Raw genomic sequence first — 13,904 nt, forward strand, 5'->3', positions numbered from 1 at the left:
CAGGCCCGGGCGCGGGCCGGGCGAACTCTTCGTACGCGGGCGGCAGGTCATGGCGGGCGGCCTCCTGGTGTGGCAGGCGGCCGGGGCCGTCCCGCTGCGGATGGGCGTCATGCGGCTTCCGACTCTTCCGCTGCGGGGTTGTGGACAGAGGCCGCGGAATCCGGCTCCTTCTCGAAGCCGACGGGCATGGCGTCGGCGACGGCGTCCTCGTGGTCGGCGGCCTGGTCCTTGGGGTTGGTGGACAGCGCGCGCAGCAGTTCGTAACTGGGGGCGTCCCACTGCATGGTGGCGACCCGGTCGCGGCGGTCACGGATGATGCAGTGGCCGTGCCGGATCTCGCCGTGCGTGTCCTTTCCGACGCCGTGGATGAGCGCGCGGGTGGAGGCGGAGATCGGCAGGCGCAGGAGTTCGGCCATGGCGTCCTGCTGCGAGCGGGTCGACTGCTCGAAGGCCAGCACGGTGGTGATCGCTTCCAGGACGCCGTCCATGCCGAGCAGTGACTTGGGGTCCTGGGTGTCGATGGCGAGGGAGGTGTCCAGGGCGCGGCCGGTACGGGCGATGTAGTCGACGAAGCGGCGGCCGTCGTCCGTTCCGGTCAGGACGTGCACCTCCGGAATCGCCACGACCTTCGGGAGATTGCGCAGGTCAGGACGGGCCGAGGTGTTGAGGGCGTAGGCGATCAGCCCGCGCATCAAGGCGAGCGAGGCCCGCTCGGTCATCGTCATCTCGGACGGCTTCGTGCCGGCCTGCGGCATCGTCAGGCCGGGCACCTGTACCAGCCACAGGCCCGGCTCGGGGCGCAGCGGGGAGGCGCCGGGGCGGGGCCGGCCCAGCAGCGGTGCGCCGAGCTGGGTCTGCGACAGCTCGGCGAGTGCGTCGCCGGCCTCGACGGCGAGCGGGTCGCTGCTGGCCTGCAGCAGTTCGATCACCTGGTAGGTCGCCGCGTCGTCGTGCTGGGCCACGGCGTTCGCGGCGCGCAGCAGGTGGGTTTCCACGCCGGCGTCCTGCATCCGCGACGGCAGAATGATCATGAGTTGGGAGACGACCTGCAGGGCGGCGTCGCCCTTGGGCAGGAGGCGGAAAACGTCGGCCACGGCCGGGGTTTCCACGCCGCAGGTGACGTGGTGGGAGGGCAGGCCGAGGTACTCGCCGGCCTTCACGAGGCCGGCCTCGTCGCCTTTGAAGCCCAGCATCAGACTGAAGGCGCCCTTCAGCCCGGCGATCAGGGTGGCGAGCATCATCGACGTCGTCTTGCCGCGCCCGGAGCGGCCGACGAAAGCCGTGGTTGTCGCGTCCCCGCGGGCACTTCCGGCGGTGATGTCGATCCGGCACACCCCAGGGGTGGTTCCGGTCAGCAGGCCGGCGATCGGCCCGTCGTCGTCACCGGCCTCCGAGCCGCCCCAGAACATGGAGGCCGCGAGAGCGTCGGTGGTGCGGATATGCCCGAGGTCCAGGACCCGGAGCATGTCGCCGATCTGCGCCTCCAGCCACAACTCCCGTTGCTCCTCGGAGGCGACGACCACGTCGATGGACAGCCCGGCGTAGTGCGCGACGACCGCGTCGCAGCGCGCGCGCAGGTCGTCGAGGGACTCGGTGGAGGACACGATGATCCGCGGGTGGTCCTCGAGGAGCGTCATGCCGTCGCGGGACATCTGCCGGCGCAGCTCCTCCATCACCGCTTCGGTCTCCTCGGTCTCGGCGAACGTTTCACCGGCGGAGCCTTCGGCGGCCGAGCGGCGCTGTTCCTTGGCCGACTGGCGCTGCTTGTCGACGGACTTGATCGCCGCGCCCTTGCGCCACACGTTGAACCGGACCGACGCCTCGGGGCACACCAGTTGGTCGTCGCCGGTCGTCGGGTGGACGTAGCTGATCTCGGACAGGCAGCGCAGCCACTCCTGCTCGCCCGGCGTGATCAGCTGCTCGGGGAAGGCCGGCATCGCCAGCACGCTGACCCAGGCCGCGGTCTCGCCGCGGGCGTCCATCATGCGTACGTGATCGGCGTGCGGGATGGCCTTGGACTGGGTCAGGCGCACCAGGGCGGCGCCGGAGATGGTGGGCAGCCGGGGCGGGGCGGGCTGCGGCCGGAAGCTCTCCCTCGAGATCGCCCAGGCCAGGAGTTCGGCCGGCGCGATCCGCGCGCGCCACGGGGTGGCTTCCAGCCGGCGCTCCATCCGGCGGGCGAGGCCGTCGAGGTGGGCGAGTTCGGTGTCGTCCAGGCCGGTCTTGCCGACGCCGAGCGCGCCGGCCACGCCGTTCTTCACGGTGGCGTTCGCGGCGGAGTCCCGCTCGGCGATGCGTATGCCGAGCAGGATGTGGCGCTGCGGCAGGTCGAGGCCGTCCAGGCGCTGCGCCCACATGGCGGCGACCCGCTCGACGTCGCCGGCGCTGAAGATCTGCCGTGCTTCCTCGCGGTAGATCTCGCCGTCCAGGCGGGCCCAGATGATGCGCAGGTGGCAGTCGTAGCCGGGCAGGACCTTGGCCAGGGCGAGCGCGGCCGCGTCCTGTTCGGAGTCCTGGCGGTCTTCCGGCATCAGGTCGGTATTGGCGGAGCTGAGGGTGAACCAGGCCTCGGCGCCGGTGTCGGTGACGACCAGGCCGTCGGCGACGGCCACCAACTGCGGTTCCTTCATGAGGCGTTCGGCGCCGAGGCCGAGGAGCCGGCCGAACTTGCTCGCGGACTTCTTCGCCGCCTTCGTGGTGGTGCTCATCGCAGGACTTCCTTCACGGGCGTAGGGGTGCGGCGGGCGTAGGCGGCGGCCTCACGGGCCTCGATGCGGGCGCCTTGAACCAGGCGGCGGCTGCCGTCCTGGTCGAGGCGGTGCCACAGGCCGGGCCGGTAGCCGGTGGAGGGCGGCCGCTGGTGATGGCCCTGGCCGAGCAGGCGCCAGGTGCGGGCGTCGGGTTCGGCGAGCAGGCAGGTGGAGAACAGGTCCCGGGCGATGTGGCCGAGCGCGCCGGGCACGGCGCGGCAGGCCAGGACCACCTGGATGCCCGCCTGGCTGCCGTGGGCGAGGACCGCCGTGAGCGCGTCCAGCGCGACTCCGTTGGGCCGCGGGTCCGCGCGGTGGTTCATGAGGACGCGGGTGGTTCCGTCGTTCTCGATCAGGAGCAGCCGGCCGGGCCCCGGCTTGCCGGCGGCGGCCCGGCCGCGCGCCTGGTGGGCGAGCCCGAGCAGGTGGCGGTGCACCTGGTCCGGGTCATCGACGTAGCGGACGCCGTCCACGCCACGGGCCCAGGCGTGTTCGACGTGGTGGACGTCGATGATGTCGACGTCGCGGCCGGCGGCCAGTGCCTGCACCGCCAGGGTGCGCAGCAGCACGGTGGTGCCCATCCCCGGCGGGGCCACGGTCAGCAGGTGCCCGTCGACCGCACTCAGGTAGACAGGCTGGTGCGCGTCGTCGAGTCCGATCAGCGGGGCCGTCCGGTCGGCGGCCGCCGCGGCCCGGCCGGCGCCGCTGGTGAGGGACACCGTGCGGGGCGGGTGCGGGGCAACGGCGGTCCGCTGGTGGCCTGTTGTGCTCATCGCTCGGCTCCGGTTTCGATCACGCCGCGGGCGAAGGCGCGGGCCTCGGCGTCGGACAGGTTGAGGGCCTGGAAGGCGGTGGCCTGCTGCTCGGCGACCAGGTGCATGCGGCCGGGGATCAGCGAGTAGGGCGGGATCGCCCAGATCTCGGGGGCCACCCGCTGCCACAGCGCGGCGCCGCCGTAGGCGATCACCCGGGTGGGAAAGACCTGCGCGATGGGCGCAGCTCCCAGGCCGGGCAGCCCGACCCGCGGGTTGCCGGCGAGGATCTGGACGCCGAAGGCCGGGCCGGAGGCGAGCAGCATGGCCAGCGCCTCCACCCCCGGCGCTTCGGGGAGTTGAGTCTCGGGGCGGGTCTGGCTCCAGTACTCGCGCAGCCCGTACGCGACGGTGCCCAGGTGCTCGATGACCAGGACCCGTCGGCCGGTCCAGCCGCCGGTGAAGCGGCTGGTGCCGTCCTGCAGAGAGGCGACGGTCAGCTGCAGCTGGTCGTGGATCTCGGAGATCCGCGAGAGGTAGCGCACGCCGGGCAGGTCGCGGGCCCACAGGTGGCCGGTGCCGCCGGGGTCGATGACGTCCACGGACGCGCCCAGCGCGAGGACTTGGGCGGTCAGTCCGCGCAGCAGGGTGCTGGTGCCGCCGCCCGCGCCGGCCGCAACCAGGACGTGCTCGGCGCTGGCGGGCAGCAGCAGCAGGCGGTCGCCGTCGGCGAGGCCGAGCAGCGGCGTCGTGGCCGCGTCCAGGGCGGTGAGGGTGTAGGGGTCGGCGAGCGTCAGCGTGCTGCGCAGGGCCTTGATCGGCATGGAGGTCTGGGTGGTCATGAGGTGGTCCCCTTCGGGGCGGCCTTGCCGGTACGGCGCTGGCGTTTGGTGGCTTTGGCGCGGACCTTGGCCACCGCGTCGGGCCCGTACATGCGCAGGCGGGGCCGCAGGTGGGCGGGCTTGCCGCAGGACTCGGCGGCGTCCGGCGTGTCGCCGTCGGTGGTGAACATCGAGGAGAAGGCGGGCATCTCCCGCAGCTGCGGGGAGCGTTCACCCAGGCGCTGGGTGCGCAGCCGCAGTCCGACCTTCGGGGCGGGGATCCGGCCGCGGCCGATGACCGGGCGGACGCCGTGGTTGAGGAAGTTCAGCCGCACCCCCCAGATCAGGAGGTTGGTGCGCCGCCAGTACAAGGTGGAACGTTTCGCCCCGAAGTAGGTGAAGAAGAGCGGCGGCAGGAGGAACAGCGGGATGAGCGGCTTGAGGGGGAACCCGAACAGCACGATCCAGGCGCCCCACCACAGCGGGAACATGACCGCGCCGTATTTGAGCGTCGTGCGGGGCAGGCCCTCGCCGAGGTCGAGGCCGAGCAGTTCGTGCTGGCGGGTCTCGAGGTCCCAGTGCCGGGTGTAGGTGGCGGAAGTTCGCATGGTGCGGCCGCCTCAGCCGGTGAACACTGTGGCGATCTTGGCGCCGATGAACTTGAGGATGTTCACGGCCTGTTGCGGCGTGAAGACCATCACCGCGACGACGGCGCCGCCGGCCAGGTGCGTGATGAGCGCACCCCATTCCTTCTTCGCCCAGTGCTGAAAGCCTCTTACCGCCAGAACTCCGACAAAAAGAGACCCGATGACGGCCAAGATCCACGTGACGAGACCGTTTTGGCCCATGAGGTATCCACTCCTTGGGTTGGTGAGTTGGGTGATGCGGGCCAAGTGCGCCTGGCCGAGCGGAATTTGGGGCGGCCCCGGGGGTGCGGGGCGGGCCGGTTACGCGGCCTTCGCGGTGACCGCCTCGACCTGCCAGCGGCTCGCGCTGGAGGCGGAGACCTTGGTGATGGTGATCTGGTAGCTCTGCTGCAGCTGCGCGCCGCCGAACTTCCAGCGGACCGTCGCCGTGCCGGTGCGCTTGTCACCCGAGCCGACGTCGACCGTCCAGGAGTCCAGGGCGTCCAGGGCGATCTGCCCGCCCAGCGGCTCGATGTCGGCGCCCGGCGCGGCCGCCTGGTCCTCCGAGCCGGCGGCCCAGGACGTCAGGAACTGCTTGACCGTGTCGCGAGTTGCTCCCGACAGCTCCGCATCAGCCTCCGGCTCGTCCGGGGCCTTGTAGCTGCCGGCCGTCGGCATGCCGACCAGCGCAGGCTGCCCGGTCACCACCACCCGCTCCTTGCCCTGGGCGACCGGGACCTCCAGACCGCGCCAACTGGACACCGTCCGCTGGCTCTTGCCGCTCCCGGTGATCACACTGACCCGCACATCGACCCGCACCCGGGCCCGCTTGCCGCCGATCTGCGTGACCGGGCCGGGGATGGTCTGCGCGACCAGCTGGATGCCCTCCCCGTTCCAGCCGAGCTTGGGGTCAATGCCCTTGGCCAGGTCCGCCTCGACCTCCTTGGCGCGGATCTCCGGAGCCTGGGAGTTCCACGTCATGTACGAACGCGCGAACCTGGCGGCGACCTGCTGCGCCTCGGCCTCGGGCACATGGTTCTTCCGCGCCTCGGCCTGCGGGTCCTGCTGCTCGATGGGCGCCGGCGGCTTGGTGGGGAAGACCCAGGTCCGCACACCCGTGAACGCGGCCAAGCCGATCACGAGCCAGATCGCCACCCGGCCCGCCTTACGGGCCGCGGAGCGGCCCGAGGACTCGACCTCCTCCGCCCAGCCGAGCGCCGGCGGCGTCCGCGCACCCGCCCCATTCCCCTCCCCCGCAATTGACGCGGGCCCCTGTGCCGCATTCACTTCGGCGGCTACTTTCTCTTCACCGCCCTTGGGCTTCTTCGGTGGAAGATTGAGCATCTTCCGCATCACACTCATTGATTGACTCCTCGGCCTCTTCCTGCTGCAACTCGCCCCTGGACAGGGCGACATGACCTGCGGTCATGCCCGCCACGAATGGCGTGGAAAGCTCACACACACGATTTTGGGAGCGCAGCCCTGTGGATAAGTTCCGGCGATTTCCGAGACATCCAGCCGGACGCGAGCAAACAAATAGAGGGGGTCACGGGAATTCCCGTGACCCCCTCTATGGGTGCGCTGTGTAAGACCGCTCAGCTGTCGCCGGCCGCGCTGTCTTCCGCCGACCCACCGGACTCCACGGATCCGGCGTCGGCGAGCTGGCCGGGCGCCTCGTCCTCGCCCGAGCTGTCCTGTTCCTCGTCGCCCGCCCCGGGGTCGGGATCGGGCTCGCCCTCGTCCTTGTCCTCGTCGGGTCCGTAGTAGTCCGCGAGGTCGTCCAGGACGAACAGCTCCTTGCCGTCGACGAGTTGGCCGGCCGGGAAGTCGCTGCGACGCCGCTTGTGCTGCCGCATCAATGCGGCGCTGACCTTGATGTTCTGGGCTTCGAGACGCCGCGCGATCTCTGCCAGCGGCAGCAGCTCGAGCTCCTCTTCCACCTCGACAGTCTCTGGTGTGCCGGCCTCCAGCTCCGGGACCTCCGCCTTGGTCATGCTCAGCTCGCGCGGGTCATCAACTGCGCGGATATCAGCGGCCGTCAGGGCGTCGGCGTCCGTCTTCTCGGGGTTGGTGAAGAGCTTCTTCGACTCCTGCAGCAGTGAGGGAAGCCGGACCGCACTGCGTGCGGGCGGCGCCCCGTAGAGGTCGTCCGTGCTGTAGCCGAACTTCGCCCGCAGGCCGCGGCTGTGATCGCGGAACGCGTCCGGGTCCGCGTACGGGACCTGGATCCACACGCGCCGGTTGCCCTCGACGATCAGCATGCGGCCGGCCATGTCCACAGACTCCGGCACCGGAGACGTGTTGACGATCATTTTCCACTGATTTGCGTTGAAGTTTCCCAGGAGGAGCAGGCGGAACATGTTCCTCAACCCGCGGTTGCCGACGGCTGCTTCGCGCAGGTCCTGGAAGACGCCGATCACCGTCACGTTGACGTGCCGACCCATCCGCATGATGGTCGCGATGTCACTCCACATGGGGTCGCTGGCAGGCTCCCCCTTCTCTTTTGTTTCGTTCCACCACTCCTTCGACGCGTCCCCGAACTCATTGCCCTCCTCGAGGATGAGCGTCAAGCGGTCGAAGTTCTTCCGCGGGTTGCCCTTCTTCATGTAGTTGCGGGCCTCAACTTCCCGCGCCACCCAGGCAATTGCCGCCCGCATGTCCCCGATGTTGCCCGGGTCGGTGTACAGGTGGACGCCCTCCACCGTCTCGAAGCAGTTGATCGACGACTGCTTCACGTCAACGCCGATCACCGTCGCGCGCTGCCGCACCAGCTGGGTGATGATCATCTGCAAGAACGAAGACTTGCCGCCACCCGAGCCGACCGAGAGCGCCCACATCGCGGTCTCGCCGGTCATCTCCTTCAGGACCGGGCGATGCCGCTCGTCCAGGCCGAGCACGAGCTGGCCCGGCGCGCACGCGGCGATCGCGTCCTGAACCTGCTGGCTGAAGAAGTCGACCCGCTCCGGCGGCTCAAGGACAGGGGTGGGCTTCTTCAGCGTGAACTCCACGTGGAACGGATAGTCCTTGAGGTTCCACTCGCCGGCCCAATTCCCGCCCATGCGCTCCGATATCAGCTTGCGCATCCGCTCCTTGAAGTCGCCGGGATCGTGCCACCCGTCCGGGAGCTTGATGTGGACCTTCGTCTGGTCGATGGGAATCGTCAGAGCCCGGAGGCGCTCATGGTCGTCCCACCCCGGCAGCAGGTCCTCCAGCGCCTTGGACATGGGGATGACCAAGGTCCGCATATGGTGGCGCCGGCCGCGCCCGCGGATCGCGGCGATCACCATGACCGGGATGGCCACGGCCGCGGCGACGACGGACACCCGGATCACACGGTCGTGGTCCTTCACCCACCACCACATCCACGACGCCCAGCCGAGCCAGGCCAAGAACAGCAGCCGCAGCAGCGCCACCCCCCACCGCGGCATGCTTCCCGGTGCTCTCGGCTCGCCGTCGAGGGGGACGCCACTGATGAACCTTCCGAAGGCCACCGCTCCCTGCTCGATGCCCTCCTCGACCTGCTTATCGAACTTCGTCTGCGCCACGGCCCGTCATCCCTTCCACGCCTCAACTCCCTCCCGCTCCCGGCCGTACGCACGGGAGAACGATCACTCGGAAGGTATGAAGATCAGCCTGTGGACAGAGGACGCCCAGCCCCGGGAGCGCACTCCCTCACCGTGACCGCCCTGGCGTCACGGTCACTCGGCGGGCAGACCGGAGCGCGTCGAAGTAATGGGCGATCGGGCAGGTGGGACCACCCTGTCTCTGCGCAGGGTCGTGACGTTGCGGGGCAGCACCTCGTTGGCATGACGTGACGACTTCCATCCCTGCGGGCACCACGGCCGGCCTGAATCTCCTCGACCGGCTCTCCACACACATCGAGTTCGTCGATCACGTCCGCCACGCCGGCAAGGGCGGGAACTGCCGAGTGATCCTGCGCAACAAGGGGTTGAAGCTGCGCGACTTCACCTTGGAAGCCCCGCCCAAAGCAGGGATGGGCGGCGGCGTGATCGTGGACAACGCCTTCTCCAGGCCCAGGCCGCTGTGGCGGGGACAGGAGGCGCACCTGGTGTACGTCGCCGCCGCCGGCACGCGCGTCCGTGAAGTCACCGTGACCTGGCGGATGCCCTGGCTGCGAATCCCCCGCAAGCGGACCTTCGCGCTCCCCTCCCCCAGGCCCGAGTAGCGACCCAGCGCCCATCCGGCGCTTCAACAGCAGGCAACGAGCGCTGAAGAAGGCTCACGCGTGATGACGGGCCTTCCCGCAGGATCGGTCCTGACGAACTCCCGGACTGGGCATCTTCGAGTCGCTGTAGTGGAGCGCACGGCCGGACACCTTCCACCGGCGGATCGGCGCGACCAGCATCTCGGCCTAGGAGGCCCGCTTCACCACCGTCAACCGCTTGTCCTTCTTCGAGGTCCCCGCGCTGGTGATCCGGTGCGCCTGCCCACGGTTCACCTCAAGCCCCTGCTCCTTGAGCCAGTCCACCACCGCCGGCGTACTCGTCGAGCCGAGCACCTCCATCGCGTACCTCACGGCAGCAGCGTTCGATGTCAGCCCGGCAATCACCTCAGCGTGCGCACCCTCCGTCTGCGAGTCGCCTGCCTCCTCCAAGGTGTCAGGTTCACGCTGACCTTGATCGGCCCGCTCCTCCGTCTGCTCCGGCGTAGCCGCGGGCGCCCCCGGTGAACCACTCTCCCCGCCGCTCGCCGAGTCAGCGTCCCCGTAGCCATCCCGCCCAGCCGCTTCCTGGCCATCCTTGGAGGCGGGGTTCATCGAGAGGTCCGAGTCACTCGAGACTGACCGGTCCGCATCGTCGAGGCCAACAGCACCCTCCACGTGCTGACCCTCACGGTTTCCCCCTCCGTCACCTCCGACGTCGAGCTCGGTCCCCCGAGGCTCATCTGCCTTCTCCTGTTCCGCCGATGTGGCCGAAGTTCGGTTTCCGGCGCCAACCGGCGCTCCGGGACCAACGCCAAGAGCTCGGGGGAGCAGCAACTGCGGCACATCCGGAACCTGCTGAGGTGGCTGACTCGCAACGCTTTCAAGGTGGGGTACTTCGTCGCTGCCGATGACCTCCGGCGCCTTCGCCGGATCCGTCTCCTGGAGCGGAACGCCGACTCGCGCGATCCTCAGGGGTAGGAGCTCCTCCACCGGGGCCTTCCAGCGCCAACCCCTGCCGTACTTGGTGCGCAGGCGGGCTTGATAGACGAGCCTGCGCTGCTCGGCCTTGAGGACGTCGTCGTACTTCCGGATCTCCCAGAGCATCATCCGTCGCCAGAGTTTGAACGTCGGCAGCGGCGACAGCACCCATCGCCACAGGCGGACCGGTTCCATGTGCCTGTCCGCCGTGATGGCCGCGAGCCGGCCGATGGCGTGCCGGGCTGCTTCTACCGCGACAACGAACAGAACCGGTATGACCGCGTGCATCCCGACGCCGATGGGGTCCGGCCAGGCCGCGGCCGCGTTGAACGCGATCGTTGCGGCGGTCAGCAACCAGGCGGCCTGCCGCAGCATCGGGAAGGGAATCCTGAGCCACGTCAGGAGCAGGTCCAGCGCGAGGAGCACCACGATGCCGGCGTCCACTCCGATCGGGAAAACCGACGCGAAGGACCCGAACCCTTTCCGCTCGGCCAGGGCCCGAACTGCCGCGTACGAACCAGCAAACCCAATCGCAGCGATCAGCACTGCTCCCGCGACGACCACGGCGATCAGCACCCGATGCGATCGCGTCAGTGCGAGCCGCTCTGTACTCCGCTCCACGCTTCCCACTCCTCAGTGATCCGGCTACGGGAATCGTGCAGAGGTGGGCCTGTGGACAGGGGTTGCACGCCGCGGCAGCGGGCGAGGCTCGGTCTGCGCCATGCGAGTGGAAAGCCGTGAATCTTGCGGTGCGGCAGTGAGGTCCGCGGTATGCCTGAAATTGGCAGCCGTATCGGTGGGCGGCACGCTCGACACTCCACCCTCGCCGCGTGAGTGCGGTCAGGGAGCCCGGAAGACCCCGGGTCTTCCGGACGCGTCGGTCTGACGATAACGGAAGACCCCGGGTCTTCCGGTGGAGCCCCGGGGTGCGCCCACCTCCTCCCAATAGGGAGTCGCACTGCCGAGTCCACGCCAGAAGCCCGCCTTCCAGCATCCGACCGTGCGGCTGCTCCTGGTGCTACAGCCATCCACCAGGGATACCCCACTTCACCACCTGGAGGTCGATTCGCCGGGCGTCCGTCAGGGTGAGGCAGGTGGGGCGGGGCATCGTCGGCGCCCAGCCTCGCGATTGCCACTCCCCCGCCACCCAACTCTTCGGCAAGGTTTCGCCACTCAGCGCCCAGGTCGGTCGCTGCAGTGCGCGAGTCCACCTCCATCAGCCGCACGCACTCGCTGACCTGAAGGGTCTGCGAGCGGCGATGGTAGGCACTCTCAGACGGGCCAGGAGGCAAGAAGACCCGGGGTCTTCCGTTGTCGTCGAACTGACCACAACGGAAGACCCCGGGTCTTCCGACTCCAAGGATGAACTGCCTGCGACTAGTCGTTAGCTCCCGCGGCTTCGAACTCCGCCTCGAGCCCGAGCTCCCGACCCAGCTCCTCAGCCGCCTTCCAAAGAGCGAGGACCTTCCGCCGGGCCTCGTCCTTATCGCGCGTAATGAGCTCCCGGATGTCGGTCACAAACTCATCTACAGACTGACGGCCAGGCGCTACTGACGATCCCCCGTTGGCCGATGTCCGCTGCCCACCTACAACCTTCGCCTTCTGCGCGACGGGCTCGCCATACCCGAGGAAGTACGCGGAATCCTTCAACGACTTCTCGGTGATCTTTCCCTTCCGCAGGGCGTCATCCCAGACCTTGCGTACGGCGTCATCTCCGTGCCTCTTCCACACGGGAACCAGAGGGCGAAGGTGCTTCTCCTTGAGCTCCATCGTGGTGACCTCTCCCAAGGCCAGCACCACCGGCATCGCGCGGATGGTCTTGTTCGCGTAATCACCGCCGAACTTGAACCGATGCTGGATGAGGGCGTCGAAGTTCGGAAGACCCTCCGCCTCCCACAGGAACTCCTCCTTTATGGCGAGGAAGAACTGTCCCTGCGAGATGATCCTCTGCTGCTCCGTTGCCTGATTGTTCGCGCGAGACGCGTACTCAACTGCAGCCACTCCACGGGCGTAGTGATCGAGCCGTTCCTTCGGGTCCGCGCTGGTCGGCTCCGTGAACTCCGGGATCGCAACGTAGCCGTTGTCATCTCGGTTGGCTGGCAGAGTAACGAGGCCGTCGTCCTCGCCGCCGGCTGACTCGGACGCCACCTCACCCGATCCAGTCCTTGCTGGACTCGTGTCTTCGCTCGCCGAATCGCTAGCGCTCTTCGACTCCACGATCTCAGAGGAGGCCGCAGTATCGACCGTCTCCTCAGATGCTTCAGCAGCGGTTCCCTCGGCCTGCGCCTTCTCTGACTTCTCGAGCCACTCCTGGCGCACCTCCTCGCGGGTACGCACCGCAGGGATCCCGCTGTCGGGGTCTGTGGGCTTGACGACGCCGGTCGGGAGTTTCGGCGGGCGGTACTTGCTCATGCGGCGAGCTCCTTAGCCAGTTTCCGCATCGTGTCCGCCTGCGTGCAGTCCGGGGCGTACTGGAACAGCGGCACCTCATAGTCCGAGGACTCACGGCCCTCGATACTGTCCTTCAACTCGGCGAGCACGCTTGGAGAAGTGAGGGTGTTCCACTCCTCGTAGAAGGCACGAGTCACGGTTCCCTTACGGGCGTCGTACGCGTTGATGATGAAGCCGAGCTGATCCACCTCGATGCGCATGTTCTTCTTGGTGGTCGCGATCTGCCCGTTCAGCAGGTGGTAGGCACGGAACGAGGACTTGTCGGACCAGACCGGGATCAGGATGCCGGAGTGGTCAACCAACTCGCCCGGCCGGCGCTGCACGTAGTCGATTGCCAGCTCCATACCCAGCCCCAGGTTGGGGGGGCCGTCCAGCACGATGACGTCGTAGTCGGCCTCGACAGGCTCCAAGGCCCGGGCGAGGCAGGTGTCACGTCCAGCGCGCATCGTGGCGAGTGATGCATCCATGAGGAACGCATCCTCGAACGCCGGCAGTATGTGGAGACGCCCGTCGAACATGATGCCCGCCGGCTCTTCGTCGCCCTCGAACCGGACTTCCTCCAGAGCGATGATCGACCGGCGAAGGTGCTGCGTCGCCTCGCCAAGCATGTGCTGGAGGAGGCTGTCGCCACCGGTGGGTAGATCGGCCACCTGCAGTCGAGCGGAAAGGTGCCCTTGAGGGTCGTAGTCGACCAGTAGGACCTTCAAGCCGAGTTCCGCAAACGCTTGGGCCAGCGCCGCGGCGATGAAGGTCTTGCCCACCCCACCCTTTTGGTTGCCGATCAGGATCCGCTTGACCGGCTGCTTCGTTAGGGGCTCGGCTGGCGACGGATGAGTGAGCAGCCAGTAGGTGATCGCCTGTGCGAGGCCCTGGACCTTCGTGATACCTCGGTTCTCACACACGGCCTCGAACCGAGTGATCTGTTCGGGTGGCACGTAGGCCGCAAACGACCTGGCACCCCTCACTTCTACCGGGTCAATGTCCTCCTTCTCGAACCACAGACCCAATGCATGCGCAACTGCGTCCGAGGCGTTCAGGCCGAGCATCGCGGCTCTGATCTTCAGGTCTCGTCGCATCTCTGGCGTGACGTTCGCGATGAGCTTGTCAGTGCCCAAATCGCCTTGGTAGGTACTCATGGCGGGCAACTTATCAGTCACCGATAAGTCAGTGCCGCATGGTTCGGCGTGTCGCCAATGATGATCATGTGAATGGAGTAGCGAACCTCCGCTGCCCCGAGGGGCAGCGGGTAGGGCAACTAACCGGGACAGAACGGATATTCGGGTGCCGGTCGGGTTCGGCAGGGAGGAACTCACCTGTTCGTTGAACCCGGCGCCCTGCCCCCATCCCACTATCCTCGCGCA

The 13,904-nt window shown here is 68.4% G+C and carries 11 protein-coding genes; 1 reads left to right on the forward strand and 10 read right to left on the reverse strand.

Annotated elements, in window-relative coordinates; all coding sequences use genetic code 11:
* Window positions 1-107: 107 nt before the first annotated feature.
* The 7 genes from OG430_RS48430 to OG430_RS48460 form a co-directional block, all read right to left on the reverse strand.
* Window positions 108-2,708: an ATP-binding protein gene (locus OG430_RS48430; RefSeq protein WP_327359702.1), complete on the reverse strand. Its 2,601-nt coding sequence runs from the start codon at window positions 2,706-2,708 to the stop codon at window positions 108-110.
* Entirely contained in the window at window positions 2,705-3,523 is an 819-nt protein-coding gene (locus OG430_RS48435; RefSeq protein WP_327359703.1) for a hypothetical protein, read from the reverse strand. Before OG430_RS48435 ends, OG430_RS48430 begins: the two co-directional genes overlap by 4 nt.
* Window positions 3,520-4,344, reverse strand: a complete 825-nt coding sequence (locus OG430_RS48440; protein ID WP_327359704.1) for a cell division protein FtsK — start codon at window positions 4,342-4,344, stop codon at window positions 3,520-3,522. Before OG430_RS48440 ends, OG430_RS48435 begins: the two co-directional genes overlap by 4 nt.
* Entirely contained in the window at window positions 4,341-4,931 is a 591-nt protein-coding gene (locus OG430_RS48445) for a hypothetical protein (protein ID WP_327359705.1), read from the reverse strand. Before OG430_RS48445 ends, OG430_RS48440 begins: the two co-directional genes overlap by 4 nt.
* A gap of 12 nt (window positions 4,932-4,943) precedes the next feature.
* Window positions 4,944-5,171 carry a hypothetical protein gene (locus OG430_RS48450; protein WP_327359706.1) on the reverse strand — a complete coding sequence of 76 codons (228 nt, stop codon included), beginning with the start codon at window positions 5,169-5,171 and terminating at the stop codon, window positions 4,944-4,946.
* Window positions 5,172-5,270: 99 nt separating this feature from the next.
* Window positions 5,271-6,311 carry a conjugal transfer protein gene (locus OG430_RS48455; protein ID WP_327359707.1) on the reverse strand — a complete coding sequence of 347 codons (1,041 nt, stop codon included), beginning with the start codon at window positions 6,309-6,311 and terminating at the stop codon, window positions 5,271-5,273.
* Between the two features lie 233 nt (window positions 6,312-6,544).
* On the reverse strand, window positions 6,545-8,494 hold the full coding sequence (locus OG430_RS48460) for a hypothetical protein (RefSeq protein ID WP_327359708.1): 1,950 nt from the start codon (window positions 8,492-8,494) through the stop codon (window positions 6,545-6,547).
* 266 nt (window positions 8,495-8,760) lie between these two features.
* On the opposite strand from OG430_RS48460, the gene OG430_RS48465 reads away from it, so the two are divergent.
* Window positions 8,761-9,135, forward strand: coding sequence for a hypothetical protein (locus tag OG430_RS48465; protein ID WP_327359709.1), 375 nt, complete (start codon window positions 8,761-8,763; stop codon window positions 9,133-9,135).
* A gap of 186 nt (window positions 9,136-9,321) precedes the next feature.
* Here OG430_RS48465 and OG430_RS48470 read toward each other — a convergent pair whose 3' ends face one another.
* The 3 genes from OG430_RS48470 to OG430_RS48480 all read right to left on the reverse strand — a co-directional run bounded on the left by OG430_RS48470 (window position 9,322) and on the right by OG430_RS48480 (window position 13,679).
* Window positions 9,322-10,665: a DUF2637 domain-containing protein gene (locus OG430_RS48470; RefSeq protein WP_327359782.1), complete on the reverse strand. Its 1,344-nt coding sequence runs from the start codon at window positions 10,663-10,665 to the stop codon at window positions 9,322-9,324.
* A gap of 804 nt (window positions 10,666-11,469) precedes the next feature.
* Window positions 11,470-12,504 (reverse strand): hypothetical protein, encoded by a 1,035-nt coding sequence (locus OG430_RS48475; RefSeq protein WP_327359710.1) that lies wholly within the window; start codon window positions 12,502-12,504, stop codon window positions 11,470-11,472.
* Complete coding sequence (locus OG430_RS48480; protein ID WP_327359711.1) at window positions 12,501-13,679, reverse strand: ParA family protein; 1,179 nt, start codon at window positions 13,677-13,679, stop codon at window positions 12,501-12,503. The genes OG430_RS48475 and OG430_RS48480 overlap by 4 nt, the downstream gene beginning before the upstream one ends.
* Between the last annotated feature and the right edge of the window lie 225 nt (window positions 13,680-13,904).

It is taken from the genome of Streptomyces sp. NBC_01304 (genome assembly GCF_035975855.1).
GTDB lineage: Bacteria > Actinomycetota > Actinomycetes > Streptomycetales > Streptomycetaceae > Streptomyces.

Excerpts from the sequence above, each read along its gene's own strand:
- OG430_RS48430 (WP_327359702.1), bottom strand. The coding sequence starts at position 2,708 with ATGAGCACCACCACGAAGGCGGCGAAGAAGTCCGCGAGCAAGTTCGGC.
- OG430_RS48435 (WP_327359703.1), bottom strand. The coding sequence starts at position 3,523 with ATGAGCACAACAGGCCACCAGCGGACCGCCGTTGCCCCGCACCCGCCC.
- OG430_RS48440 (WP_327359704.1), bottom strand. The coding sequence starts at position 4,344 with ATGACCACCCAGACCTCCATGCCGATCAAGGCCCTGCGCAGCACGCTG.
- OG430_RS48445 (WP_327359705.1), bottom strand. The coding sequence starts at position 4,931 with ATGCGAACTTCCGCCACCTACACCCGGCACTGGGACCTCGAGACCCGC.
- OG430_RS48450 (WP_327359706.1), bottom strand. The coding sequence starts at position 5,171 with ATGGGCCAAAACGGTCTCGTCACGTGGATCTTGGCCGTCATCGGGTCT.
- OG430_RS48455 (WP_327359707.1), bottom strand. The coding sequence starts at position 6,311 with ATGAGTGTGATGCGGAAGATGCTCAATCTTCCACCGAAGAAGCCCAAG.
- OG430_RS48475 (WP_327359710.1), bottom strand. The coding sequence starts at position 12,504 with ATGAGCAAGTACCGCCCGCCGAAACTCCCGACCGGCGTCGTCAAGCCC.
- OG430_RS48480 (WP_327359711.1), bottom strand. The coding sequence starts at position 13,679 with ATGAGTACCTACCAAGGCGATTTGGGCACTGACAAGCTCATCGCGAAC.